This window comes from Protofrankia sp. CiP1_Cm_nod4 (assembly GCF_982290645.1).
Genome location: NZ_CEVIVC010000023.1, coordinates 6,839 through 33,663, shown reverse-complemented (window position 1 = coordinate 33,663; position 26,825 = coordinate 6,839). Strand labels below are relative to the sequence as shown.

The window sequence follows — 26,825 nt, the reverse complement described above, 5'->3', positions numbered from 1 at the left end:
CGAGGTGCACGCCGTCACCCGCGTCTACACCGACGCCGTCACCGGCGAAGAGGTGATCAACCACCATGCCCTGCTCACCGGGCTGGAGCCGGGCTCCCGTTACCTCTACGAGGTGATCCACGACCGGATCAGCCGCACCAGCGGCGGCACCCTGCGGACCGCGCCACGCGGCCGGGCGCCGTTCACCTTCACCTGCTTCGGCGATCACGGCACCTCGGAGTCCTACGACCCGTTCGGCACGCCGGCGTCCAGGAACGCCGTGACCGGCGTCGACCGGGTCGGTTCGCTGTTCACCCTGGTCGTCGGTGACCTGTCGTACGCGAACCAGCGGCGTAACCCACCGCGGGCGTGGTCCGACTGGTTCAACATGATCGGCTCCTCCGCGCGGCACCACCCGTGGATGCCCGCCGCCGGCAACCACGAGATCGAACGCGGGAACGGCCCGCTGGGCCTGGCCGCCTACCAGAGCCGTTTCCTGCTGCCCGGCAGCACCGTGGATCCCGACGGAACGGGCACGGACGACCCGCTGACGGCGCCGCTGACGGACCTGCTCGGCCTGTGGTACGCCTTCACCGTCGCGAACGTGCGCTTCGTCGTCCTGCAGAACGACGACGTCTGCTATCAGGACGCCGGCACGGTGTACATCCGCGGTTACAGCGGCGGGCGGCAACGGGCCTGGCTCGAACGGACGCTGCGCCAGGCACGCGCCGACCCGGACATCGACTGGATCATCGTCTGCATGCACCAGACGGCCGTGTCCAGCGCGGCGCAGCACAACGGCGCCGACCTCGGTATCCGGGAGCAGTGGCTGCCGCTGTTCGACACGTTCGGTGTCGATCTCGTCCTGTGCGGGCACGAGCACCACTACGAGCGGACGCATCCGCTGCGTGGCGTGGCCGAAGGATCAGCGACGCTCACCCCGCAGCCCGCCCCGGCCACGGGCAGCCTCGGCAGCCACCTCGACGGGGGCGGCCCAGCGGACGGGGCACGGCAGCGAGCGGGCGGCAGCGGCAGCAGTAATGGCAGCGGCGACGAGGAACCTGGCGGAGGGACTGGCAGCGGCGCTGGCGCCGAGGTCGTGGACACCTCGCACGGGACAGTCCACATGGTCCTGGGCACGGGGGGCTCGTCGTCGCCGTCGGCCAGCAAGCTGCTCGACCCGCCCGCCGGCCGGGTGATCATCGGCGTGGAACCGCGGGAGTCCGATCCCGCCCGGTTCCGCTCGGTCCACGCCCTTGAGCCGGCGCCGTGGCTGGCCCTGCGGGCGCCGGACCATCCGTACGCGTTCGCGGGCTTCGAGGTCGATCCGGGGGCGGATGCGGGCCTGACCAGCATCCGGGTGACCGTGTACGACCACACGACCTCCACCCCCCTGCCCTTCGACACGTTCACGCTGGTCAGGCCCTGTGCGGCCGGCGCCGGCCGAGCCGGTGACACCGGCCGCGGGGACACGGCCGGCAGCCCTCCCACACCCCTGGATGACCCGTCCACGCCGGTGTGTGCACCGCAACCGTAGACTGGCAGGAAGCGGCGGGGACTGCCGGAACCGGCTGTGGCCTGTCCGGCTGGACGCTGTCGGCCCTCGCGCCGCGCGGCGTCCACGCGGTGAATCATTCATGGCACGATCGCCTGGCGGACACTTTCGCCCGGCGTGCCCAGGAATTACCGGCCAGATTTCTCCCGGCCTGCGCCCGTGATGTGTTCATGACCGCCGCCGGCCGGGCGCCGAGCGGGTACGGATCGTACGCCGTCCCGGCCGTGCGCGCTTTAACCTCTACCGCCGGAAATCACTCCGTAACACCAACGGACCAGTCATCCGACCGAATCCATGGTCGTGGACAGCCGTCGTCGCCGGCATCCGGCCGCCGGCCCACCAGCCCGTCCACCTCTCGGCCATACGGCGGTGTCCTGATGGTCATACGACGGTACCCCGCCCGAGATCCGCAGGTCACGACGCTGCCGGGCGGCCACCGAAAAACAACAACCACAAACCTCAACAGCATCAACGCCCAATCGACCGTTGGCTTTATTGCGCGGCCGGAGGATAGCGAGAGGCCGACGCAATCCGCAGTACTTGTTCCGTCACGGGCCCTGTCGTACGCTGCACGCGCGACAACCATCCGGTGATTCCGTCCGGACGAAATACCGATGTGCGGGCTCCCGGCGGGCCAGTCATTGTCACCCACCGGGCTGTCCGGGTGGATGAAGGAAGACGCTTCCCCGCATCGACGCTTGAGGAGGCCGGGCGTTGAGAGAGCCCAGCGGTGTACCCGGGCGGTCGTGCGCGGGCCGGGAGCGGGCGTCCCGGCGGCCTCGACGCGCGGCGGCCGCCGCCGTCACCGCCGGCCTCGCGCCCGGCCGGCCCGCACCGGCCGCCGGCCCAGCGCAGCGGTGGGCCCCGCAACGCCTGTGGGCCGCGGACGGGCTGGCCGCCGCGTTGGAGGAAGCCACCAGCCAGGCGGAGCCCCGTGTACTTCCCGGCCTGCCCGGCCGGCCCGACCGGCCCGGCATCGGTGGCATCGGCGGCGCGGCACTCACCGCGGCCGCCCACCAGTGGCTCGTCGCCGACCCGGCCCAGCTCCCCGTGGCGGTGCTGGGCGGCCGGCAGGTCCGCGACACCCTCGTCGCCGAGTTCGAGCAGCGCGTCGACGCGCTGCGGCGGATGGACGACCTGCTCGGCGGGGAGGACGTCCACGGGCTCGCCGCGGCGGAGCTACGAGTGATCGTCCGGCTGCTGCGTACCGGCGCGTACGGCCAGCGGCAGCACGGCCGGCTGTACGCCGTCGCCGCGGAGCTCGCGCGGCTCGCCGGCTGGGCGGCGTTCGACAGCGGCCGGCACCAGGTGGCCCAGTGGTACTGGCTGATCGCGTTACGTACCGCCCACGAGGCCGGCCGGCCGGCGATCGGCGCCAACGTCCTGCGTTGCATGGCGGAGCAGGCGGTACGTTTCGGCGACCCCAGCGACGCCGTCACCCTGCTGCGCACGGCCCGCGCGGGCGCCGCGGACGCTCTCACCGCCACCGAGCGGGCCATCGTCGCCGGCTGTCTGGCCGTCGCGTACGCCCAGCTCGGCGACGTCCGGTCGGTACACGCCGAGATCGCCGAGGCGCTGGCCCAGATCGAGCGGGCCGACCCGGCCGCGGACCCGGAGTACGTCTACTGGTGCTCCCGTTCGGTGATCGAGTACTACGCCGGCAAGGCGCTGCTGTGCGCCGGTGACGTCGCGGCGGCCGTCGAGTACCTCAGCCGTTCGGTCGACCAGCTCGACGCCACCGCCTACCCACGGGAGCTGATACACCACAGCGCGTGGCTCGGCGTCGCCAAAGTCGACGCCGGGGACGTCGAACAGGCCGTCTGCCTGGGCTATCAGGTGATCGAGCTCGCAGCCCGGATGGCCTCCGAGAACGCCAGGGTGGACACGCTGACGCTGTGCGACGCCATCGAGATGGCCGGGTACCCGGGCGCACGGGCACTGACCGACCGTGCCCGCGCCGCCCTGCGCGCCGGGAACCCGGCCGCGGCGGGGCCCTGACCGTCCGCCATCGCCTCGGGTCATGGCGGACGGGCCATGACGAACAGACCTGTGGCGGACGGAGCATGGCCGACGCCGCCCTGTGACCGGCACCGCTCGCGGGCGCCCGCCCGCCGGCAGGTCCGCCGCCGGCCGTCGGGAACGGGATGCCCGCCGCCCCGTGGCAGCGCGGCCGGGGCCGAGCGGGCCGTGGGGCCGGGCGGGCTGCGCGGTCGGGAGGCCCCCGTGACCGGAAGATCCTTAATCGCGAAGTGCCGCGACCGAGGGGCGTCAGCGACGGAGCCCCGTCGGCGGACAGACATGGCCGCTGCGGCGCGTTTTCGACACCATGGGTCGGGACGGGCCGGGCCACTGCGGTCACGGCTGTCGATATCACGACACATCCATCGGCTGATCTGCATGGATGTCATTGAGTGGGTACAGGGGACGTCGGCCTCGACGTCCGCTAGCGTGATCGGAACACCCGCACGTGGGGGACGGAGGCCATGAACAGTCCGGTGGTACCCATCACGCTGATAGTGGTGCTCCTGATCGGCGCGATCCTCTTCGTCGTGCTCTCCAGCCGTGACCAGGAGCGTCCCGGTCCCGACTCGAGGCCGCAGCCGCGACACTCCTCCCCCGACGAGACGATGCCCGTGCGGCGGCCACCACAACGCCGGCGCCGGCGCCAGCGCCAGGGCGTTCTCGCGTCGCTGCGGCGCCCGGCCGCGACGCGGGAACAGGCCCGTGGCAGCGATCCGGACGACTCGGCCGGCCCGGCTCCCCGCACCAGCGGCCCGCCGGCCGCCCCCACCCAGTTCGACGGCCCCGCACTCCTGGGCGACGCCGCGGCTCCCACCGCACCGGCGCCCACCACATCGGTGCCCACCGCACCGGTGCCCACCGCACCGGTTCCACCGGCTCCCCCGGCGTCCGTCAGGGCCTCGCACGCCGATGCCGCGACCACCGCATACCCCGCGCCACCGCCGTACCGCGCGCCGGCTCCCGGGAGCGGGCCCGACGGCCCCGTCGACCCGGCGGCCACCACCCGGGTGACCCCGCTGGTCAACGCCACCGCCGACGCCACCGTCCGGGTCGAGGGGGATCATCGGCAGCAGTCCCGCGGCCCGGACGCCACCGGGTGGATGCCACCGCTGGTCGGCCCGCCACCACCGGTCATCCCGGTCCCGGAGAGCGGCCGGGCCAGGCCGGCGGTCGACCAGCCCGCCGCCGGCGGGCCCGCGCGGGGTGAGGACCTGCCCGCGGGCACCGCGGGGTACGGCACGCCCGGCTCCCCACCTGGCACCGGCGCCGGGAGTCCGGCCGACGCGCAGGCCGGCGGATACCCCGACGCCGGCCCAGGCGCGGCCCGCTCCCACGGTGGCAGGCCCGACGCCCCGCGGGACGATCACGGTGTACCGGCGGAGAGCGGCTGGACGCTCCCCCCGACCGCACCGATCCCCCCGCCGCCAGCTCCTGGCGGCGAGCAGCTGGTCGCGAACGAGCCGGACGTCTCCACGTCGGCGCCGCTGCGGCTGGCCGCGGCCGGCCGGACCAGGCGCGGCAAGCGCGGCGGCCCCAACGAGGACGCCTTCGTCGTCGTTGATGGCCTGCTCGCGGTCGCCGACGGGGTCGGCGGCGAGGCAGCCGGGCAGATCGCGTCCACCCTGGCGGTGACCACGGTGGCGAGCTTCCGCCCACAGTACGCCGCCGACCCGCGCGACGGGCTGCGGAGGGCGCTCGAGCGGGCCAACCGGACGGTCCGGGAGAAGCCCCTGGAGGAGCCCTCCTGGCACGGCATGGCCTGCACCCTCGACGTCGTCGTGCTGGGCCGGCAGCAGGACACCGGCCGGACCCTCTTCGTCGCGCACGTGGGGGACAGCTCCGTCTGGCTACAGCCCGGCCGTGGCCGGCCGCGGCAGCTCACCACACCGCACGCCATCAAGAACGGGCCACTGCTCAACGCGATCGGCCTCAACGAGGATGTCGAGCTCGATCTGCTGGAGGAGCCCGTGCGGGCCGGCGACCGGGTCGTCCTTGCCAGCGACGGGATCACCAAGGTCATGGCGCCCGAGCAGCTCAACGGCCTGCTGATGGAGCTGGGCAGTCTGAGCCCGGAGCGGGCCGCGGACGCCCTGGTGGACGCGGCCATGCACGCCGGTGCCCGCGACGACACCACCATCGTCGTAGCCGACCTGGTCGCCGACGACACCTCCACCCGCTGACCGCTACCGGTACTGGTACCGGTAGCCTGCCATCGTTCATGACCAACCGGTAAACTTGACCGGGTCCGGGGGCAACTGACACTGCGGGTACCCGGTCCAGTATTTTGATCATAAGGATATCGGCCGGTAACAGGGTGGACCATCTCACCGTGCCCCGTCCGGGTTACGGGAGTTTTCGATGGTCGTGATGCGGGGGCATCCAATTATCAACAACAGATCGTCGTCAGTCTCCACGAACGCAACCAGCGCACTCGTGGGGAACCGTGTCGATCCCGGATTCCCCCGATGACGACAATGGAAACACAACCCGCATCGCGTGTCGCGCGCATCGGTCTGTGGGGTGCTCCGCTGAGCGGCAAGACCACTTTCCTGGCCGCGCTGCAGATCGCCGTCGTCAACCACCCGGACAATAACAATGACGACTGGCTCATCACCGGGGTCGACGACACCGCGTCGGACTTCCTGAGCTACAACACCAAACTGATGAGCGAGGACCAGCTCTTCCCACCCGCGACCAGCGGTGTCATGGAGCTCCGATGGCGCCTGATCAAGCCCATCCGCGACAGCAGGGCGTGGTGGCGCAGGCTCCGCAGCCCCATCGTGCCCGGCCAGGCCGTCCTCGAGATACAGATGCTCGATGTCGCCGGCCGTATGTTCGCCAGCACGTCGGATGACTCCTCCACGAAATCCCCGATCTTCGCGGAGAAGGACGAACTGGATATCTTCGACGAGCCCGAGCCACAGACCCCCAGGCAGATCATAGATCATCTGGCGGAGTGCGACGGGATCGTGTACCTTTTCGACCCCGTCCACGAACGGAGGTCCTACCGGTACTTCCAGCGGATGCTGGAGCAGCTGGCCCGCCGGTCGTACGAGATGGGCCGGCTGCGGGACGGGCGGCTCCCGCACCACCTCGCCGTCTGCGTCACGAAGTTCGACGACCCGACGGTCTACCGGAAGGCCCTCAACCACGGGGTCGTGCTGGCCGGTGACGACGATGCCGGGACCCCGACAGTCCAGGACGACTATGCCGGTGAGTTCTTCCGGGGGCTGTGCAACGACCGGGACGGCACTTCCTCCCCGCTTGTCATGCGCAGTATCGAACGATACTTCCAGGCCCAGCGGGTGAAATATTTCGTGAGCTCGGCCATCGGTTTCTATATCGGCCCGAGCCGCGTCTTCCGAGGACGCGACTGCGCCAACGTCGAGAGGACTCCGGAGGGCATACCGCGCATCCGCGGCCAGGTCACGCCCATCAATGTGCTGGAGCCGTTCCTGTGGCTGGAGAAACAGATCCACCGGTCATTCTCCGGAACATGACCGAGCAGGCACCGCACGACCCGGGCCGGACGGTCCCGGCCGGTTGGGCGCTGATGGGGAAAGAACCGAACAGCGAAGACGACTATGCCGTGCTGCGGTCGGGCGGGGACTTCTTCTCCCGGGCCGGCTTCGACACGATCCTGCAGGACTTCACCCCGGGCACCCCACCGTGGCCGGTCCCGCAGCCGCTGCCCAATGCCCTGCCATGGATGACAGTGAGCTACGCCTCCCACGGCGAGGGAAGCGTGCTCGGGATCGCGGTGCGGACCTGGTCCGACCAGGTCGACGGTGGGGGCAGGCAGATCGCGACGACCGGTTATCTCTGTGTGCCCTTCGCCGATCTGGCTCGCGTCCCAACGTCCTATGCGACGTTGTACTCCGCGCTCCGCGACGCGGGCGTCGCCGAACGTCGCGACGGCGACGGGCCGGTGCCCGTCACCCTCACTCCCCTGGACGCCGGCGAGCTGGCGGAGCACATCGAGCGGTTCGGCTTCGCTCTGGTGGCGGCCACCGCCGGGCTGCTGCTCGCGCACCCGGTGTCGGTGCTCGACGCCCCGGCCGGCCACCCCGACGAGCAGATGGTGCAACGGCTGCGCTTCCTCGACGCGGTGGCCGCGCTGCTCCCCTACGGTCAGCGGTCGAAACTGGTAGCCAGCACCTGGGCGGACGGCGGGAGCATCCACCGGATCAGGCTGGCGTTCACGAACCGTGCCCGGCCGGAGCACGCGGGCATCCGTTGGGTGCCCCCGGACAGGCTGCCCGTCGTCGAGCTGTCTCCCTCCCTCCGCCAGCCGCGCGTTTCCCCCGACAACAGACACATCCACTATGCGCACCTGCTGATGGCCATGAAGAAGAGCGGTCATACCGTTCAGGAGATCGTCGAACATCTAGCCTCGGCCGGGGAACCACACCGGACGAACGATCCCGGCCATGCCATACACTGCCTTTCCAGGCTGGACGCACAGCTCGCCTCTTCCGTCCACCCTGCCAAAGCTGTCAAACCTGTCCAACCTGTTAAAGCTGTCAAAGCTGTCAAACTGGTCAAATCCGTCCAGCCGCTCCCGCCCACCCCGGCAAAGCCTGTCGTGGCACGCCCTCGGCCTACGGGCAGGGCCGCCGAGGAGCCCGACCGGAACGCCTGGCGCGGGACGGTATGGGGCCTCCTCGAGACGGCGAGCCCGGAGGGGCTGGCGGAGATCGGGCAGACGTGGCCGGAGTGGACGGCCAGGAAGCCGAAGGAGCTACAGCACTGGCTGGCGGTCTCCATAGGGACGATCGGCCGGAGGCTGCTGTGGGCGAGCGATGTGGATCTCACCGCGCCAGAACGCCTGCTCGGCCTGGCCGACCGTCTCGGCCTCGCCGACCAGGCGCTCGCGGGGCTGCTGGACGCCCAGAAGGCGCGGCAGGAGGCGGCTGCAGCCGCACTCGGACAGCCAGTCGACCAGCCGGCGTCCGACCAGCCAGTACTCGATCGGCAACGGTGTGCCACAGCCGCGTCCCTCGTGCTGCGGCACTTCCGCGACCGTCGTCTGCCTACCGGGCGGACGACGGTCGACGCCGATGACGAGGTACTGACCGCGATCACCTACTACGCGCCCGAATCGCTGGCGCGCGAGCTGGTCCGGCAGGCAGCCGACCGCCTGCCGGATGAGCAGATCAAGGCCATGCTGGCATGGCTGGAGACCGCCGGCCCACTACGGGAAAGGCTGCGCCCGTTCCGCGACGTCATCGACGGCGCATCGTCCGAAGCGGCGGCTCTGGCCGTGGGCACAGTCAGAGAGCACGGCGGCTCCTATGTTCTCGCCCTGCTGCAGCTGGCTCGCAAGGCCGGCGGCTTCAGGGCTGCCGCCGTCCTGCTCCCATACGCGCTGCAGTGGATGCTGTCCGAGGTACCCGCGCTCCTGCGGGACGAGGAGGACAGAAAGGGCTGGGTCAAGGAGCTCCGCTGGGCCGTGCCGGACCGGACGAAGACCGGTGAGCTCGAGGCGGTCGAGCTTGAGGCGGTCATGGACCTGCTCCTGCTGGCGTTCGGAGAACAGCCGCGCGAAGATCTGAAGCTGTGGGCGAGCGAAGCCGGCGAGCTCGCCGACAGCTACGTCAGCTCCTTCCGCAGCTCGTTCATGAGCCTGCCCGGCAACAGCGACACCAAGAACATGTACCAGCAGATATTCAAAACCCTGACCGGTCATGTCCGGAGAACCGGCTGGCCGGATTCTCCACCGGCAACGAACCGAATCCTCCTGCTGCTTCGCGATATCGCCACAAAATCCGGTGTCGTCAAAGACGATCTGCTCGCGGATATGGTCCTCGAATTTTTCGACCACCTGCCACGGAGAGATCCGGTGAGAAAACTCCCCGGGAAAAAGGAATGGGACGCCCTGTTCAAGAGCAGGTATCCACGCCTCACCGGGGAGCGTATTCCGCTGAGAAAGATGGGTCGTTGAGCCGGGGCGCACCGGGTCGGGGATGTGCCAGCCGGGACCAGCCGGGGCCGTGGTGGGCACCCCGGCCGGACAGGCGGCGACAGCCCGGGCAGGCAGCGCCGGCCGGCATGACCCGTGACCGCATGCCGTCGGGAGCACGCGGCCGGGACGGATCCGGCGCGATCGTGAAACCCGCTGTGACGCCCGTCCGGTGGCTCACGCCCGTCGTCACAGCGCTCCTCACCGTGCTCCTCACAGCGCTCTTCGCCGCGTTCCTCGCCGCGCTGTTCGCTCTGCTGCCCGCCATCGGCGGCAGCGGTACCGGCCTCGGGCTGCCGGCAGCGTCCGCGGCCACCCCGCGGCCGGCCGCGCTCCCCCCGGAACCGGCCCCCGACCCGCAACCGGGCGTCCCGCAGATGGACCGCGCTGCTGTCATGGCCGCGCTGCACGTCGACGACGTCCCGGCCGACTACGTCGTCCTCGTCGACACCTCGGCGTCGATGGCCGCCGGTGGGCTCGCCGGCCAGGTGAGCCACTTCCTGCGGGGCTTCGTCGCCGGCCTCGCGCCCAGCGACCGTTTCGTCCTGATCGGCTTCGACGTCGCCCCGGCCGTGCTCTACGCCGGCCCCGCGGCCGGCGCGGCCGGCGCGGTCGACCGGCTGCCCCGCGTCCCCACCGGGACGCACACCGACATCGGCGCCGCCGTCAGGGAGGCGGTCGACGAGCTCGGCCGGCACGACGCGTCCCCGGTGGCCGCAGTCTTCCTGCTGACCGACGGGCGGCATCAGCCGCCTCCCAACAGCGGCTTCCCAACCGGTGACGACCGCCCGTGGCAGCTGCTCGGGGACGACGCGCGGCAGCGGCTCGACGTCACGAAGGTCCACGGCTACGGCGTCGCCCTGCGTGACGACGATCAGGCGCGGGACGGAGCCGGCCAGCTCAAGCGGGCGCTGCCCACCACCACGGTGCTCGCGCTGCCCACGGGCCAGCTGCCCGCCTACCTGGACCGTGCCAAGGACGACACCCGCCGGCGCAAGGCCGCCAACCTGCTCGAGGCCGACGTGCGCGGGCAGGTCGTGGTCTCCTGGGACCCACAACTGGCCGACGTGGACCCGGCGGCGTCCCCGCTCGTCACACAGGTGACGCTGACATCGCGGGAACGGTGGCTCCCGCTGGAGCTCACCGATGTCTCGGTCACCTCGTCCGACCGGGACGTGTGGGCGGACGGCATCCCGTCGCGGATAACTCTGGAACCGGGACACAGCGTCACCGTTCCGGTCACGCTGAGCTGGAAATCGCACACTACCGGCCGGCTCCGCGGCTCGAGAACTGTCACCAGCGAGCTACGCCTGGGCGCGAATATCGACTCATCGTGGCGGAACGTTACTGAAAGCGACTTCAAGCTGCCGCTCCAGCTACGCCTCGCCGGCGAGAGCAGCACCCTGTACGGCTCGAGCCGGGCCGGCTGGAACTTCGCCGGGCTGCTCCTGCTCGCCCTGCTGGCGGCGGCGGGCCTTGGGGCGGCCGTCGGCGGCTTGCTGTGGTGGTATCCGAAGCTGACCGGTGTCCTGTCCGCGGAATGGCCGGACGGCCAGATCGTACGGGCGGAGCTGTCCGGGCGGAGAGTACGGATCGGCCCGGGGCGGCGGCTCGACGTCCCCGGCCTCGGATCGGTGCGTGGCCGGCGGGCCAGGAGCATCGGCGAACTCCGTCGAACCGACATCTTCGTGTGCTACCAGGCGCCGCGCCCGGCCGGCAAACCGCGTCACCAGACGCGCCGGGACGGGAAAACGCGCTACCAGCCGCGCCGGCCCCGGAAACCGCCCCGGCTCCGGTTCTCCCCGGGCGACTCCTGGGTCATCGGAGACACAACCTTCATCTATACCGGGGCTGGGCAGGCGGACGACCCGTTCGCCGTGTTCTTCCGCGACCGTCCGGGCCCCCACAGCGGCCCGGACAACGGCCGCGGGAAGCGCATCACCCGCTGACGGAACGTATCGAACAGCCCTGGGGGCTTTCAGTCGTCATCCCCCGGGAAACGGATGGAATGGCGCGCGCGCAGCGCCCGCTCACGTTCCGCCAGCGCCTGCGCGAGCCCGGCATCGGCCTCCCGCAGGAGCCGTCCGACGCCCCCCAGCCCGCCCAGGCTCTTCGTGATCGCCTCGTTGGCCGTCGCGTGGGCCCGCAGGGCCGCGGTGAGCTGCTCGTTCTCGGCGACCAGCCGCTCCAGGGCGGCCGTGGCACCGGCCAGCTCCCCAGCCAGCCGGCCGTGCTCCTCCTTGGCGCGGGCGATCTCCTCCTCCCGGGCCCGGATCCGCTCGGCCCACTCGTGCTGGGCGGACGCGGCCTGTGCCAGCAGCCGCTGAAGATCCTCCCGTAGCTCCCCGAGCTGCTCATCGGTCAGCCGCAGCAGCCGTCCGGCCGCGAGCTCCAACGCCCGCTCCGTCTCGGCCACCGGGGTGGCGAAGACCTCCGCCCGCTCGGTGAGATCATCGTGCTGCGCCCGCAGCGTGTCGAGGAAGCCGGCGACCTTCTCGGCGTGCCGGAGCTCCCCGACCCGGGCCCGCAGCAGCTCGTACTCGGCGGCGCGGTCGAGCAGCCCCCGTTCGATGCCACGGCGGCGGTCCAGTTCCGCCCGTAGCGCCGCGACATCCGCCGCTGCCGACGCCTGCTCGGCCGCGGAGCGCAGCAGCTCCTCCTCGGCCGGGATACCGGCGTCGGCCACCGCCAGCAGGCCCGGCAGGACCTCGACGAGATCCTTCGCTGTGGCCAGGGCGGCGTCGAGGGCCACCACCACGCCGAACGCCTCCGCCGGGTCGGCCTCACCGGCCCCGGCCCCGGCCCCGGCCCCGGCCTTCACCGCCAGCACAGCCTGCCGGAATGCCGAACGCAACGCGTCGAGCGCCGTCACCGGCGCATCCGGAGAGGCGGTGATCGCCACCTCCCCGGGCCGCGGCTCGGCCCAGGGGTCCTCAACCACCATTCCTCCGTTCATCCCCTGCTGACGGCCTGTATCCCGCCGCCGGCCCCCCGCCACGCCCGGTCTGGGACGGCACAGGCGAAGGTCACCCGTTCTCCGCCGCCGGAGCTGAGGGGAGAGGCAGGACCCGCGCCGGCCCACCGGCGACCGGGTGCAGGACGAGTGCGCCAGGCCCGAACCCGGTGCGGACGGCCCGCGCCCCCACGTGGTAGCCGCCCGATGGCAGATCGTCCCGTAACGGTATCCGGACCGGAAAACGACCACCGTGACCAGCCGGCTGGACGTCGACAAGCACCTCACGGCCGTGGGAGCCGTCGACGGTCACCACGACCGGGACGTCGCCGGCCTCGGCCCGTTCCAGTGGGAGAGCACCCGGTGTAGCGACCACCAGACTCCCCGCGGCCAGCAGGCCGTCACGGACCTGGTGCACCCGCAGGCTCAGGGCATGCGGGCAGCCCTCGGCCGCGGTCACCCGGCCGGCGGCCAGCACCGCCGCCCCACGGGCCGCCGCGAGCTCGGGGCGGTCCACCGCCAGTGGCACCGGGATGCCGCCCCGGCCGAGCGCGGCCAACGCCCGGCCCGCGGCCCGCGACACCGCGGCCCGCACCGGCGGCAGCGCGCCAAGACCACCGACGGTGAGCACATCCAGCCCGTCGCCGGACGCTCGAGGCGAACCGCCGCCACTCTTCCCCGGCCCATCGGGAGCGCCGGGAACCGGGGGGACGCTGTCGAGCAGGTCGGCGCGGCGGGTCAGCAGGGCGACCACGGCATCCTCGATCGTTTCCATGACCGGATCGAGGCAGCCGGTCACATCCGCGGCGGACAGCCGGTAGCCAGCGCCGAACCGGTAGGCACCCGCGTCCCGCCAGCGTGGCTGCTCGGCCGCGGCGGCGAGCACCCGCACGGCCCGCTCCTGGCCGCGGGCAAGATCCTCGGCGAAGACGCGGAGCAGCCGCGCGGCCACGGTGTCCGTGGGCTCCCGGCCGTGGACGCGGGTGTAGGCCAGCCGCACCGCCGCGGCCGCGAAGGCCGACCCCGCGGCACCGGCGCGGGTCTCGGCGTCCAGCAGCCGGACCGCACGCTCCTGCGTCTCGCACAAGGCGGCCTGCACCCGGTCAGCGCCGACATCGCAGACGAGCAGCAGCCGGCCCGGCCGCGGCGCCCCGCCCACGGCAGGGCCGGCCGGGCCCGTCACAGCCGGCCCCGCTCCTGCCACTTCCTGTTCTGTATCTAATACGTTCGGTGCCGTCGTGGGCAGGCTGTCAAGGCCGGGGGCACGGTCGGCGACCGACCAGGCCGCGGCGCAGAGCGGTGCGCTGACCAGGGCGCGCACCGGCAGCCCGAGGTCGTCGGCGAGCAGGCGACGCAGCCCGTCCCGGGCGCCCTTCCCCTCGGACGTGCGCTGCCAGCGCTCCGGCACGGCGACGACCATCTGACGCGTGGCCGAGACACCCCGGCCATGGCCGGACGCCCCGCCCCGGGCCCCGGACCCGTCCAGGGCTGTGCTCCCGTCCAGGACAGTGCTCCCGTCCAGGACAGTGACCCCGTCCAGGACAGCGGTGAGGAAGGCACGCGCGGCCCGCGCCGGGCCGCGGGGTGACCGCCAGCCGTGCTGCCTCCAATAGGCCTCCGGCGTCCCGAGCAGGTCCAGGAAGCCGGTGAGCGCTCCGATATCGTGCCCGACGGCGTCGCGGCCGGCCAGGCTGTCCGGGGCGGAGGTGCTGTCGAAGGCAGCGCGTCCGACGAGCACCCGCGGCCCCGCCCAGGCGACAGCGGTCGCGACCGGCGCGTCACTTACGGGATCGAACGGCGGCAGGTGGCCCGCGTCATCACAGACAGCGATCCTGGTGCAGACGGACCCCAGGTCAAGGCCGACATGTCCCGCGCTTCCGCTCACGGTGACTTCCGCCATAGAAGAAGTTCGGATCCGGGCGAGACGTTCTCGCGCGCTTCCTCCACCGGCCCGGATCCGCCGAGCGCCGGGATGTCCTTCGACCCGGCCCGGGTGAGCGCCCCCTTGTGGGCACCCGGCGCGTTGTGGGCACCCGAGGCGGAAAACCACCGGAAGTACCCGGCGGCCTGGCCCCAGCCGTCGGGGAGACGGGCGAGGAGAGCTGGCAGCAGCGCTGTGCCGTCCTGTAGGTCCAGGCGGCGGGCGAGCTGTAGCAGCGCCCGCAGCCCGTCCGGAGACCTGGCCGGATCCGGTATGTCGGCGGGAGTCCGCGCCTCGATCAGAAGCGTCCGGAACGGGTCGAGTATCCGCGGCGGGTCGCCGATGCTGTCCATCCGGTCGAGCCAGTGCCGCAGCCCTTCGACCGAGCCGGCCCGCATCTCCTGGATGGCGACCTCCAGGGGGGCCCGGTCCGCGCGGCGCAGCCCGCGGTCGACCTCGGGCCAGCGGCGCTCGCCGGCCGGCGACCACCCGTCGGCGCAGAACTCACGGGCCAACGCGACAGCCCCGGCCTGGACCCGGCGAAACCGGGCGGCGCCCTTCGGCTTCCGGCCCAGCAGCCCGCCGAGCACCCGGTCCAGCCGGCCCTGCTCGCGCAGCCGCCGCGCGTAGGAGCGGGTGTCCTCCACATCGAGCAGAGAACCATCGGCGAGCAGGGCCTCAAGTGTCCTGATGTCGTCGTCGTCCCCGCCGGAATTCCCGGCGAGAACGTCGTCCACCCGGCTCGACCACTTCTCCATGGCCGTCTCGGGCTCCCGTACCGGCTCGAACAGCATGTTCTCGAACATCATGGAGACCCGGAAGCGCTCATCCGGTATGTCCAGATTCAAGGGAGCGCTGTCCCGGGCAAGTACGTGGACGATGTCGCGGGTCTCGTGGAACAGGGTCCGCAGCAGCAGGAGACGGCGGTAGTAGGCCCGGGCGAGACCCGACCGTAGCGGCGGAATTCCGGGCAGGTTCCGCCACTCCACCACATGTCGGCCCGACCCGGCCGCGCCATCACCGAAAGCGATACGAAAACGCTCGATCCGATCGCCGTACGCCCAGGTGCAGGCGCTCAGCGATGAACACATCCCTATCGGCAGGAGCGCCAGGACGGTGTCGAGAAAAGCCAGCCGCAGCCGCAGCGGCACGGACGGCACCGGAGGCGCGGACGGCACCGGGAACACTGGTGTGGCAATGGTCACCGGCCCGTCGAGCAGGAGCGCCGCGGTGGCCGCGACCGCACCGAAGCCGAACGTGTCGATAGCGTCGGCGATGGCCGTCGACGTCGGCGCCGCCATGCGCAGCAATTTCTGCGGAGCATCCGGCGTGCGCATCCCGCCCTGCGCCGCCTGATAGAACCTGGCTATTCTGGGACGAGCCCTGACAAATTCTTCGTGGGACGCATAACAACACCACAAGAATTCACCCCGGCCAAGCCGGCCGGCAGGGGCGTGGAAGGCAACGGCCACGTTTTTCATGACATCGCCGAAGAAGGAGACCTCCCCCAGCGTCAGGGCACCACCCGTCGGCGGCGCGGGCCGGTAGTGGGCTGCCAGCCAGGCCATATCGCGGACATCCCGCCGATCGGGATGATCAGCAATCATCCATTGCACCTCGAGGCCGACCTGAGCGCCCTCGGGCAGGCTGTCGGTCACCGCCTGCCCGCCGTCACCGCCACGGCGCAGCAGCCCCAGCCGGCGTCTGGACCGGCTCTGCGCCGTCTTCAGCAGCCGCTTGCGCACGCCGCTGTCGATCTCGATGTCGGGCCGCTCGAGGAAGCTGGCCCACTCGTCCCGCCGCCGCACGTCGAACCGCTGGCTCGCGGCCGTGAGCCAGTCCTCGAACACCGGCAGCACCTGGTCGAACCGCCCCCGCCGGAGGGCCCGCTCCAGCAGCACCTGCACCCCCGGGTCACCGGCCCCGTCCGGCCCGCTGAGAGCGGCGATGTCGTCAGCGCCGATCATCTGCCGGAACGAGGAGGTCTCCAACGCGCGCAGGACCCGCAGCACATTCCTGGACGCCGGATGGTCGGCGGCCTCCAGCCAGCCCAGCAGCCCCAGCAGGGTGCGCCCGCCCGACGGGGCAGGCGCGTCCCACCCATCGGCCGGCAGCTCACGCTTCATCTGCCTGACCAGCAGATGGATCGTGTACGCGCGGTCGGCCGCCAGCCGGTCCCGGACCATCCGCCAGCCGTCCGCGTCGTCCCGATGATCGAGTGTGGAGTCGACCACGAGATCGCGTATCTCCCGCCCGACCTCATCGGCGCCGCCGTGCAGCAGCAGGAAGTCAGCAAGAATCTCCGGGAGGCAGCGCAGCCGCTCTGCCATACCCACCAGCGCCGTGAGCAGCCGGCTGTCGGCGTCCACCTCGACAAGCTGCCGACAGCGCTCGAGCAGCGCCGGCAGCGCCGCCGGGACCCAGTGCTTCCTGACCAGCTCGATGTCGGTGGCGATCGCTCCGCCCGCACCGAAGCCGCCGGTCCCCAGCAGGAAGACCTTCAGCAGCTCGGCCGCCAGATAGTCGACAGGAGGCAGCGAACGAAAGTGCTCCCGTATGCTCTCGGCAAGGGCCTCCGGCGGGGCGGACGCATCTTCCTCGGGCGTCTCTTCCGTGAGCGCATCCCGCTCTGTGGCCAGCGAAGACGGCGAATTCCCCCGGGTCTGGCCGAGCAGTATCTTTCGCTCCGCCACGGCGAGTGCCTCGACAATTTTGTCCGGCTGGTTGAAACTGTATGGCTTCTCGTCCTCGGAGAGCCAGCGCAGAACGGCGTCGGTTCCCCACCCGTCACGCAGCCGTTTCAGGTTCACGGCATAAACACGGCTGGGGCTGTGGTCGCGGCCGGCAGCGTCATCATGGCCGTCGACGACGGCGTTGACATCCCGTGGGTCATCCGGATCGATCTGCCCGGCGCCGTCCCGCAGATACTGGGTGAACGCCAGCCGGATCCGGTGGCTGGTCCGGTTGTCCACCCAGGTGCCCGCGGACAGCGTGGCCCGGACGCCCGCGGGCAGCAGTGCGGCCACCTCGTCGAAGAAGGCTATCCGCTCCTCAAGCGAATACCTTGGCGACACGTAACCAGGAGTGAGCGTGACCGGCCCACGGAGCAGCGCCGCGGCCACGGCCCCCACGGCCGCGGCCGTCCGCGGATCCAGCAGCCGCTCCCGGACACTCGAGACCTCTTCGTCACGTGACCGAGCCGACACGATGAGCGGCTCGTCGTCGTGCTCGGGGAAGGGCCGCTCCTCAACCGCCCGGTACAGGGCCAGGTAGCTGCCGAAACACCGTTCGAAGTCGTCCAGCGGCAGGCAGAAGAAACGTGTCGGGACGATCGGGCGGCCGGCCGCGTCCACCGGCACCGTCGGCTCCCGCGGCCACTCGCGGATCGCGGCCCCCACATACCGGACGGTGGCGGCCGTGGCAAAGGTGAACGTCACCCACGGCAGCGCGTCCGCTCCCTCCCGCTGTTCCTCCCCAACAGGCGACCTGGGTGATCCGGGTGAGAAGTGATTGACCATCTTGGCCATGCTCCCCGGGCGGAGCCGGCCGGTGGAGCCGGATCGTAGCAGGCTGTAGTCTTCCCGCTGGCCGGGAGCTTTACCGATCAGTGCCCAGTCGAGAGCGACCTCGCTCATCGGTACCCGTCCGCCCTGCGGATCCGGTTCGCCAGCCCCACCAGCGGCTCAAGGACATTCATCGGCTGCGGCCGGGCCCGAATACGGAACTGGCCCCGCTCGCTGACGACGTTGGCATAGTCAGCGGGGTCGAACCGGCCGTTCGGCCCGATGTAGAAACCGATCGAGGAGGTCGCGTGGAAGCTGATACGGTCCAGGTAGAAATTCGACAGGATGCTGTCACGAATGTGCTGAGCGGAGTTGTCGGGCCGTTCCTGGCAGAGCATGCTGAAATACCGGCGTGCGACTTTCTGTTCGATTCTCGGCCGGCCGGGTTTCTCCGCCAGCACCGCGAGGTCACGAGGTGTCATCGCCCGGCCGAGCACCCGGGGATCGTCGAACTTCGTGATGCAGACCGCAAGCTGGTGGGGCAGCCGGTTGCCGACCAGCTTCCCGTTGGTGAACGTCCTGCTCACCACCTCGTCGAGCATCTGGTTGAAATACTGGAAACCGTTGCCGTCATCCTCCTCCCGGATCGGGTCGAACAAATAGATGATTCCGTCGCAGGTGACCAGATGCTCCACGAGCTGCTCCTTGGCGACCTCGTCACGCGTGCCCAGGCCCGGCTCGCCGCGCACCTCATCGAAGTCGAGCTCGTCCACGTCCGCGTTCTCGCCCTTGTCGTCGCGCGTCCACTGGTCCTCGAACAGCCGGCCGGAAACGTCCAAAAACTCGAGAGCGAATTCTATATGACTTTCGTTCGCATGGTTCTGCCCGAGAAACGACCAGCTCAGCCGGGTGTTGGTGCCGACCTGGGTACCCGCCGGAAACATACGTTTGACGGCGAGTACGTTCGCGAGCTCGGACAGCACGGACACCGCACCCGCATCCTTGCTCGTGACCCTCCAACTGGCCCGGCTGCGCGCCTGTTCGGCGGCGAGCTTCAAAGCGCCCAGATACGTCGTCTTCCCGCTGTATGTCGCGCCCCACAGACCGATGCGCATGTCAAAGCGCGGCCGGTCGAATGCCGGCTGGTCCACCCGCGGGCTTACCATGCGGCACCGCCGGAAGCCACGCTGCCGGTGCCGGCACCCGGCCGGGCCGCGCTGGAGGGCTCGGTGGCCGGGCCCAGCAGCGGCACCGGCAGCGTGCGCTCGCCGTACCCGGCGAGCAGCCCCAGCGCCGAGGCCAGCCCGGCGGCGGACACCCCGTCCAGGGTGAACAGCCCGTCCGCGCCCAGCTGGCGCCATGCCTCATCGGCCCGCGCCCGCGCGGACCCGCCGGCGCGGGCCGGGTCGACCTCGGGCATACCCCGGATGGCCACCCTGCGCATACTGTCCCGTACGACCAGTTGATCCATCTCCGTCCTCCAGTCGTGACGGGCCGGGCAGGGCACCGTGAGGTCGTCGTGCTGCCGCACCGGATGCGGCGGCCGGGCACCGATCGTGACAAGACAGTGAGCGGCGCCGTCGCGCCACCACCGCGTCCCCGCCGACTCGTTCAGGACACGCAGGGCATCCTCGACAGGGGCGGCGAAATCGTAGCGTGGCTCACTCGGCCGCCATCCGTACAGGGCCGTCAGCACACCCGCCGCCGCCATCGGCGCCGCCAACCGCACCACCGGCCGCTGCGACCCGCGCCAGTCGAGCAGGTTGTGATCGTCATAGCCGATCAGGCCGACCATCACCGCAGCCGGCTCCGGATGCTCCTCCCCGACCAGCGTGAGCAGGTCCACGACCACCTGGAAACGGGCCGCCACCGCCTCCGGCGTACCGCCGAGCTCGAGCGCGAAGACCACGTCGACCTGCTCGGCGCCGAACTCGGCGGGGACCTCGTTCAACACGCCCGGCCAGGTCCTGCCGCCACCGCGCAGATCCGCCGGATGCAGGAAGCGCACCCGGCCGGGCCCGTCGAGCGCGACCCGGACCCGCACGGGCGTGCCGGGCTGCGGCGCGCACCGCGCCAGGGCCACCGGACGCCACTGCCGCGGGTCGTCCCCCACCGGGGCGACGACCGCCAGCGCCAGCTCGTCCGAACGGGTCGGCGGCGCCAGCACCGTGACCTCGGACTCCGGCGCCAGCTCCGGCTCGGCCGGCACCACCGTGTCGGCTTCGAACAGCGGATGCGTCACCAGACGTACCCGTCGGGTGACATGATCGACCTCGGCGAGGGCGAGTGCGTAACCATGCCGCAGCGGCGCCCGCCGCAGCATCTCGTCCAGAGTGCCGCTCACGACGGCGACCGGTTGCTGGCCGTCGGCCAGACCGGCGTGGACGAGGCTGTCCACGAGTGCCTGGAGCGCGTCGTCCACCATCGGCCAGCCAGCGACCTGCCGGACCAGCGGCACCACGCTGGACGGGCCGATCGTCGCGAGCACGTCGTGCAGCGGCTGGAGAGCCGCCGGCCAGCCTTTATAACCCACGGTCACGATCGGGTCCACCCGGCCGCCGCCGTGAGCCCCGATCCCGCCGGCCAGCCGCAGCCACTGGCTGTCCGGTTCCGACGGCAGCCCCGGGAGCAGATCCGACCAGTTCCATGTCCGCTGCGGCCCGAGCCGCTGGGGGACACCCAGATCGTCGGCGCCGACGCCGGTCACCGCGACCGCGTCCGGTGTCAGTTCGACGACAGCCGCCTGCCTGATCTCGCCGCTGACGATCCGGTTCAGCAGCCGCCCGACGACCACGCCGGCCGGCGCCACGGTGGGCGCCTCACCCACCTCGCGCCGGGCGGCGTCGATCTCACCCGGCGCCGGCGGGCCGCCGCGGACCACAGCCACCAGCCGGCCGGCCAGCCCCGGATCGCCGTCACCGAGCGCGTCGACGACCCGGGCCACGGCCCGCAGGTCGAACCGGCGGCGTGCCGCCGCCAGCCGGGCACCGAACTCCCGCTCGAGACCGGCAGTGATCCCGCCCAGGACGTAACCGCCACGCAGGAGCCAGCCGCACCCCCGGCACCGCGCCGCCGCCCCGCACGGCAGCGCGCAGACCGGGCAGCATCCCGCTGCCACCGGCCCATCACGGCTGTCGTCAGACCCCGGCACAAGCCCACTCACCTGGGAGGCCCGGCGGGCACGTCATCGGGCAGGAACGTGGTCAGCGCGTCCCGGCCGGCCCCGTCCGGCAGGCTCAGCGTGCGTTCGGCCAGCCGCGCCTCCATCCGGTCCAGCAGGGTGCGCACCGCGCGCCCGTTACCGAAGTCGTCCAGCCGGGCGGAACGGGCCGCCCGCAGCCAGCCGGACGCCCGCGCCCCAGCCGCTGGTGACAGGGTGTACCCGGCGTCCGACGCCATCCTCCGCAGGATCTCCGCCAGCTCCTCGACGGTGTAGCCGGGGAACTCCACCCGCTCGGTGAACCGCGAGCTCAGCCCCTCGTTGCGGGCGAGGAAGGCGTCCATCGCGGCCGGGTAGCCGGCGGCGATGACGACCAGCCGGCCACGGAGGTTCTCCATGGCCGGGACCAGGGTGTCGACCGCCTCCTGACCGAAGTCGTTCTCGCCGCCCCGGGCCAGGCTGTACGCCTCATCGATGAACAGCACCCCGTCCAGCGCCTCCTGGATGCGTTCCTCCGTCCTCGACGCGGTCTGACCGACATAACCGGCGACCAGACGTTCCCGGGTGACCTCGACCACATGTCCCCGGCCCAACAGCCCGAGGGAGTGCAGCATCCGGCCGAGCAGCCGGGCAACCGTGGTCTTGCCGGTGCCCGGCGGGCCGACGAAGAGCAGATGCGGGGCGAGCACACCGTCCGATCCCAGCCGCTGCCGGTGCCGCAGCCTGGCGACCAGCCCCCGCAGCACGTCCTTCACCGCGCCCATGCCGACCAGCGTGTCGAACTCGGCCAGCACCTCCTCCACCCGGGGAACGGCCCGACGCAGATACACCCGGTAACGCTCAGGGATATCCGCGGGCCGCAGCGGCTCGGTCAGCACGGTTTCGGCCGACGCGGCGTCCAGCCGGGCCACCCCGCCAGCGGGGAACACCCGCTGCGACCACTCGTCCCGCAGCTCCGCGGCCAGCTCACGCATGGTCCGGGCGTTGCCAAACGACCCGTCGCGGACCCGGTGCAGACCGGTGACGGCCTGCCGGAGCTCGTCGGCCAGCTCCGGCGTCCAGGCGAGTTCCGCCCGGGTGAGCTCGCCGAGCAGGATGGCCAGCAGCTCGTCGGGGGAGAAATCGGGGAAGTCCACGACGTTCGCCGCCGGGAACCGGCTGCGCAGGCCGGGATTCGAGCCGAGGAAGTCGGTCATCCGCACCGGATAACCGGCTACGATCACTACCAGGCGGTCCCGGTCGTTCTCCATCCGGGTGAGCAGCGCGTCGATCGCCTCCTGGCCGAACCCGCCGGCCTGCTCGGTCAGCCGGTACGCCTCGTCGATGAACAACACCCCGTCCAGCGCCTCGTCGACCAGCCGGTTGGTGTTGATCGCGGTCTGGCCGACGAACCCGGCCACCAGGTCGGACACTTCCGCGGAGACGAGATGGCCGCGGCGCAGCACGCCGAGATCCTGGTAGATCTCACCGACGAGCCGGGCGACCGTGGTCTTGCCGGTGCCCGGATTACCGGTGAAGACCAGATGCAGCGCCTGGGCCTCGGCGCGGCCGGCCCGCCCGACCGCACGGCGGGCGTCCTCCAGCGCCATCCGCCTGGCCAGCCTGCGCAGATGCTCCTTGACCGGCGCGAGCCCGGTCAGCTCGTCCAGCCGCTCCCAGGCATCGCGGCCGTCCGGCATGGCCGTGGTGAGCTCGCCACGGGCCCGCAGCTCCCGCGCGCTGAGCGGGATGCCGGCCCGCGCGAGCCCGGTCAGGCTGTGCAGCCAGCGCCGGGCACCGAGCGCGCCCTCTCCCGCCATCGCCGCGGCCAGCCGCGGGATCTCCGCCCAGTCGGCGACACACAGCCCGTGACGCAGCCGGACCAGGTGGACCAGGCGTTCCAGCTCGGCCGCGGTGGGCTCCCCGACCTGCGCGCAGGCCCGTCCCGACCGCCGCTGTGACTGGTCGTCGAGGAACTCGGCCAGGGTCGAGTAGCCGCCGAGCCCGCGGACCTCCTCGACGACCCGGTCCCAGCCGCGGTGGTGGAACAGCAGCAGGCAGACGTTGCCCGTGCGCGGGCCGGTGATCCACCTGCCGAGCGCCTCGGAGAACGCACGGCGCTCGCCGACATGGGCGAGGAACTGGTCCGCCCGTACCACGGCCACGGCCGTGCGGACCTCGTCCTGGGTCATGTAGTGCTCAAGCATCTGGATGAGGAACGTGTCACGCATCCCCGTCCGGCGGCGCGGCGCGCTCACCGCCGCCGCCGGCCGCGCCTCGTAGTCGGCGGCGGCACCTGATAGCGGCCCGTCACTATCCGCGACTCCACTCACCGACGCCGGGGAGCGTAGCTGCATCCGCCGCCCCTGCGGCCCGGAGAAGTACCGCATCCCACCGGCCCGGCCTGCCCCAGCGGCCGACGCCGGTCCGTCCGACGCCGATCCGTCCGACGCCGGTCCGTCCGGCGCCGGCCCGTCCGGCGCGGGCCCGTCCGGCGTCCGCGCGGGCCTCGGGTGCCGGCGGCCGGAACGTGCCCGGTTGGTGTAGCCCGCCGAGTCCGCGTCGCGGAAGTACAGGGAGTCACGAGCCGAGCAGAAGGCGACCCGGTCGAAGCCCCCGGCTCGCAGTTCCTCCCACAACGCCTCCTCGATGCCGCGCTCCTGGTAGTCACGGCTGACGAAGACGTCGTCCGTCCCGATGCCGTACAGCACGAACACGGCGTCGCCGCCGGGCCGCACCGCCTCGGCGAGCCGCTCAACCGTCGCGGCCACCGGCGGATCCGTCCGCCCGGACGCGTCCGACCGGGCGGACGGGCCCGGTCTCTCAGTTGGCACCGGCTTTCTACCCGCTCCGTTTGCCGAGGCCCGCGCCGGCCGGCCGGCCCTGGGGAGCGTCCGTGCCGGCCTGGGGCGCCGCCCTGCGGATCGACTCGATGTCGCGGTAGCGGGCGTCGGGCTCACCGCCCGCCGGCTGGGGAACGCCCGTGTCCAGGCCGTGCTCCCGCAGGGCGGCGGCGAGCTCGCGGGCCCGAGCCTCGCGGATCTCCTCGGATCCGGTGTCCCGGTCGTAGGAGAGCACCTTCAGCTCGCATGCGGCCGGACCGGCCGTCGACGGCGAGACGTCGACCACGACCTCCCCGCCGTCCGGGTGCTCGACCTTCGCGAAGAATGCGTTGCGGTAGTCCTCACCGCCGTAGGTGGCGTCCGCCAGGCTGAAGCCGTTGTCGACCAGGGTCCGCACGACGATGTCGGCGATGTTGGCGCGTAACTGCGACCCGAGCTGGGCCAAGCCGGCCTCCTCGACGATCTCGGCAAGCCGTCGCTCGAAGGCGGGAGCGCGCTGGTCCACCAGCTCCCGCATGGTGTCGGTGCTGGGCGGGGACGCCTCGTCCACGAGAAGACCGAGCGTGGCCGCGACCTCGGCGCGTAACCGCGACAGCGCGCCGTTGGACCAGTAGTCGACTTCGAGCGGGACGTCGGGCAGCTCCTCCCCGTCGGCGTCGACGGCGGCCCGGTCGGCGTTGTGCTCGATCAGCCCCTGGACGACCAGCAGCGCGTCCCGGGCCGCGGCCCGCAGCAGGTGCCACTCCCGGTCGGCCCACTCCAGCTCCACCCGCAGGTCGGACAGCCCGTGATACGCCCGCTGCGCACCGGCCAACGCGGCTTCGCCCAGACCGGCGTCGAGGACGTCCCCGACCGCGGCGAGGTCACGTTCGAGAGCCTCCAGCCGGCCGGGCGCGTAGCGGTCGAACGGGAGGGTCTCCCGGATGAGATCGCGGACGGCATGAGCGTCCCGGACCCAGCGGCTGGCCGCCTCGACCGCCCGCTTCCGGTCCGCGGCGAGCTCGGCGAGGCCACCGCGCAGCTCGCTGACATCCCGTTCCCGCCGGCGACGTTCCTGGGCGACGGCGGAACGCAACGCACGTTCCCGTTCCGCCAGTGCCTTCCGGGCCTCGTCGCGCACCTGGGTGGCCGTGCTGTCGAGGCTGTCGAACATCTGCCGGGCCTGCTCGTCGAGCCGCCGGTTGACCTCGCTCTCCAGCTCTCTGGCCCGGGAGCTGAGCTGGTCGATCGTCCGTTCGGCGCTGCGCTGCCTGCGCTGGATCTCGTCAGCGGCCTGCTGGGCGTCCCGGCGGGCCTGCTCCCGGACGCCTTCGATCACCTGGGGCAGGTCCGACTGGACGTCGCGTAACCGGGCCGCGGCCCGCTGGGCCCGACGCCACTCGGACTCCTCGATGCGGACGAAGGCCGTCTTCCGGCCGCTCATCAGGTGTCCGCCTTCCCCTGTGCCGGGCCGCCGGCCCAGCCAGCCTGATCAGCCCGGCCGCGCTGATCGGTCCGCCCGGTCCGGACCGGGCGTTGACCGGGGATGTGACGGGCCTGCTCCGACGAGATGTTCCAGGCTCGTGCCGCCGCCTCGTCCAGCGCCGCCAGCAGCCCGCTCGCGGGTATCCCGACCATGAGCACCTCACCGTCGGCAATCATGATCTCGGTGGTTCGCAGGCGGCCCTCGAAGTCGTAGCCGCCCCCGCGCAGCCGGCCGGTCAGGTGGTGGATCCGCTGGTTGCCGCTGCCGCGCAGGCCACGGTTGTCATCCCGGCTCGCCACATAGCGCCCGTCGATCAATACGTCGACCTGTGCGAGCAGATCGGCGACGCCCGCGTTCGGCGGGCTGTGGCGCAACCGCTCCAGGCGGTACCCGGTGAAGCAGATGAGGGAGAGGTCCTGTTCGGGCCGTAACGCCCGGGCGTGGCGGGCAAGTTCCGCGAGGCCGGCCGCCTGGCTCATGGGCTCCCCGCCGGAGAAGGTCAGCCCGGTCAGCCCGGGCACCGAACACAGCTCGGCCGCGAGCTCCGCCGGCGCGACCAGCCGGGCGGGACGGTCGGGAATCCACTCCGGCGCCACACAGCCCGCGCAGCGGAACGGGCAGCCCTGCACCCACACCGCCGCCCGCGGGCCGGGCCCGAGGGCGTGGGTGAGCCGGCAGGTAGCCGCGACGTTGAGAAAGACGCCCGGGCCGCCCGGGCAGGCGCTCATGTCGGCCATTCCCAGGCGGTCGGATCATCGGCGTCGGGGAAGTCCGTGGGCTGCTGTCCGTTCGGGCGGGCGGTGCCGATCCGCGGGCCGAACCCGCCGCCCGTCCGGGGCACCCAGGTCTCCTCTTCATCCTGGTCGTGCGACCGCGCGCCGTCGTGGCCGGGGCCGGCGGGCCGCTGGCCGGCGGCATGTCTGTCGGCGGCATGTCTGTCGGCGGCCTCCCGCCTCGGGGCGTCCGGATCCCACCATGGCTGGACGTCGTCCCGCGTCGGCCTCGGGATGTCGTCCACGGGCGGCCGGTCCGTCGCCTCGTCCAGCTCCGCCACTTCCTCCGCAAAGGAAGGATGCCGTGCGCGCGGCGCCTGCCCGTCGTCCGCCCTGCCATCCACCGCGGCTGGCGCATGAGGCGGCCGTCCCGGCTCCTGCGGGCGCGTCGGCTTCTCCAGTCGCACCGGCTGCGTCGGCGGTACTGGCAACGTCGGCCGCTCCAAAGGCGTCGCTCTCCGCGGATCCTGCGGCCGCGTCGGCTGGAGCCCAGGTGACGCGGGCCTGTCCCCGGCATCGACCGTAGGAAGATCGTCCTGAAGGTGATGGCTCTGCTCAGGCCACGGCTGTCTGTCGTAGCGCGGTCCCGCGCCGGGTACCCGCGGGCCTCCCGGAGGCTGCGCCGACCTGGGCCTGGCCCAGGTCGTCTCGTCCTCCGGATCGACCGGTTGACCGGCCGGCCGATCAGCCGGGCCGTGGTCGTCCCGGTA

Annotated in this window: 15 protein-coding genes; 6 read left to right on the top strand and 9 right to left on the bottom strand. The window is 72.0% G+C overall.

The window, feature by feature from the left end; genetic code table 11:
* The 6 genes from AC5LSR_RS07120 to AC5LSR_RS07095 form a co-directional block, all read left to right on the top strand.
* Window positions 1-1,516, top strand: a 1,516-nt coding sequence (locus AC5LSR_RS07120) for a purple acid phosphatase family protein (protein ID WP_493468274.1), incomplete at its 5' end; no start/stop codon positions are given.
* Window positions 1,517-2,248: 732 nt separating this feature from the next.
* Window positions 2,249-3,532, top strand: a complete 1,284-nt coding sequence (locus tag AC5LSR_RS07115; protein WP_493464899.1) for an NsdA family TPR-like regulatory protein — start codon at window positions 2,249-2,251, stop codon at window positions 3,530-3,532.
* Between the two features lie 485 nt (window positions 3,533-4,017).
* Window positions 4,018-5,736 (top strand): PP2C family protein-serine/threonine phosphatase, encoded by a 1,719-nt coding sequence (locus AC5LSR_RS07110; protein ID WP_250285888.1) that lies wholly within the window; start codon window positions 4,018-4,020, stop codon window positions 5,734-5,736.
* 294 nt (window positions 5,737-6,030) lie between these two features.
* A complete protein-coding gene (locus tag AC5LSR_RS07105) occupies window positions 6,031-7,056 on the top strand; it encodes a hypothetical protein (protein WP_493468273.1) in 1,026 nt (341 codons plus the stop codon).
* The gene (locus tag AC5LSR_RS07100; protein ID WP_250285886.1) at window positions 7,053-9,500 is read left to right on the top strand and encodes a hypothetical protein; all 2,448 of its coding nucleotides are present in this window, start codon (window positions 7,053-7,055) and stop codon (window positions 9,498-9,500) included. The genes AC5LSR_RS07105 and AC5LSR_RS07100 overlap by 4 nt, the downstream gene beginning before the upstream one ends.
* Before the next feature lie 164 nt (window positions 9,501-9,664).
* The gene (locus AC5LSR_RS07095) at window positions 9,665-11,467 is read left to right on the top strand and encodes a vWA domain-containing protein (protein WP_250292935.1); all 1,803 of its coding nucleotides are present in this window, start codon (window positions 9,665-9,667) and stop codon (window positions 11,465-11,467) included.
* A gap of 29 nt (window positions 11,468-11,496) precedes the next feature.
* On the opposite strand, the gene AC5LSR_RS07090 is transcribed toward AC5LSR_RS07095, so the two are convergent.
* The 9 genes from AC5LSR_RS07090 to AC5LSR_RS07050 form a co-directional block, all read right to left on the bottom strand.
* Entirely contained in the window at window positions 11,497-12,462 is a 966-nt protein-coding gene (locus AC5LSR_RS07090; protein ID WP_250285884.1) for a hypothetical protein, read from the bottom strand.
* Window positions 12,463-12,544: 82 nt separating this feature from the next.
* Window positions 12,545-14,356 (bottom strand): hypothetical protein, encoded by a 1,812-nt coding sequence (locus AC5LSR_RS07085; RefSeq protein WP_493468272.1) that lies wholly within the window; start codon window positions 14,354-14,356, stop codon window positions 12,545-12,547.
* Window positions 14,353-18,027 carry a hypothetical protein gene (locus AC5LSR_RS07080; protein WP_250285218.1) on the bottom strand — a complete coding sequence of 1,225 codons (3,675 nt, stop codon included), beginning with the start codon at window positions 18,025-18,027 and terminating at the stop codon, window positions 14,353-14,355. Before AC5LSR_RS07080 ends, AC5LSR_RS07085 begins: the two co-directional genes overlap by 4 nt.
* Window positions 18,024-19,061, bottom strand: a complete 1,038-nt coding sequence (locus tag AC5LSR_RS07075) for a hypothetical protein (RefSeq protein WP_493468271.1) — start codon at window positions 19,059-19,061, stop codon at window positions 18,024-18,026. The genes AC5LSR_RS07080 and AC5LSR_RS07075 overlap by 4 nt, the downstream gene beginning before the upstream one ends.
* Window positions 19,055-21,013, bottom strand: coding sequence for a hypothetical protein (locus AC5LSR_RS07070; RefSeq protein ID WP_250285216.1), 1,959 nt, complete (start codon window positions 21,011-21,013; stop codon window positions 19,055-19,057). Before AC5LSR_RS07070 ends, AC5LSR_RS07075 begins: the two co-directional genes overlap by 7 nt.
* A gap of 41 nt (window positions 21,014-21,054) precedes the next feature.
* Complete coding sequence (locus tag AC5LSR_RS07065) at window positions 21,055-23,805, bottom strand: AAA family ATPase (protein WP_250292944.1); 2,751 nt, start codon at window positions 23,803-23,805, stop codon at window positions 21,055-21,057.
* Between the two features lie 70 nt (window positions 23,806-23,875).
* Complete coding sequence (locus tag AC5LSR_RS07060) at window positions 23,876-25,300, bottom strand: hypothetical protein (protein ID WP_250285214.1); 1,425 nt, start codon at window positions 25,298-25,300, stop codon at window positions 23,876-23,878.
* A complete protein-coding gene (locus tag AC5LSR_RS07055; protein ID WP_250285213.1) occupies window positions 25,300-26,070 on the bottom strand; it encodes a 4Fe-4S single cluster domain-containing protein in 771 nt (256 codons plus the stop codon). The genes AC5LSR_RS07060 and AC5LSR_RS07055 overlap by 1 nt, the downstream gene beginning before the upstream one ends.
* The gene (locus AC5LSR_RS07050; RefSeq protein ID WP_250285212.1) at window positions 26,067-26,396 is read right to left on the bottom strand and encodes a hypothetical protein; all 330 of its coding nucleotides are present in this window, start codon (window positions 26,394-26,396) and stop codon (window positions 26,067-26,069) included. Before AC5LSR_RS07050 ends, AC5LSR_RS07055 begins: the two co-directional genes overlap by 4 nt.
* Between the last annotated feature and the right edge of the window lie 429 nt (window positions 26,397-26,825).

What these genes read in the sequence shown, in the direction of transcription:
- AC5LSR_RS07110 (WP_250285888.1), top strand. Translation starts at nt 4,018, where the DNA reads ATGAACAGTCCGGTGGTACCCATCACGCTGATAGTGGTGCTCCTGATC.
- AC5LSR_RS07105 (WP_493468273.1), top strand. Translation starts at nt 6,031, where the DNA reads ATGGAAACACAACCCGCATCGCGTGTCGCGCGCATCGGTCTGTGGGGT.
- AC5LSR_RS07100 (WP_250285886.1), top strand. Translation starts at nt 7,053, where the DNA reads ATGACCGAGCAGGCACCGCACGACCCGGGCCGGACGGTCCCGGCCGGT.
- AC5LSR_RS07090 (WP_250285884.1), bottom strand. Translation starts at nt 12,462, where the DNA reads ATGGTGGTTGAGGACCCCTGGGCCGAGCCGCGGCCCGGGGAGGTGGCG.
- AC5LSR_RS07080 (WP_250285218.1), bottom strand. Translation starts at nt 18,027, where the DNA reads ATGAGCGAGGTCGCTCTCGACTGGGCACTGATCGGTAAAGCTCCCGGC.
- AC5LSR_RS07075 (WP_493468271.1), bottom strand. Translation starts at nt 19,061, where the DNA reads ATGGTAAGCCCGCGGGTGGACCAGCCGGCATTCGACCGGCCGCGCTTT.
- AC5LSR_RS07060 (WP_250285214.1), bottom strand. Translation starts at nt 25,300, where the DNA reads ATGAGCGGCCGGAAGACGGCCTTCGTCCGCATCGAGGAGTCCGAGTGG.
- AC5LSR_RS07055 (WP_250285213.1), bottom strand. Translation starts at nt 26,070, where the DNA reads ATGAGCGCCTGCCCGGGCGGCCCGGGCGTCTTTCTCAACGTCGCGGCT.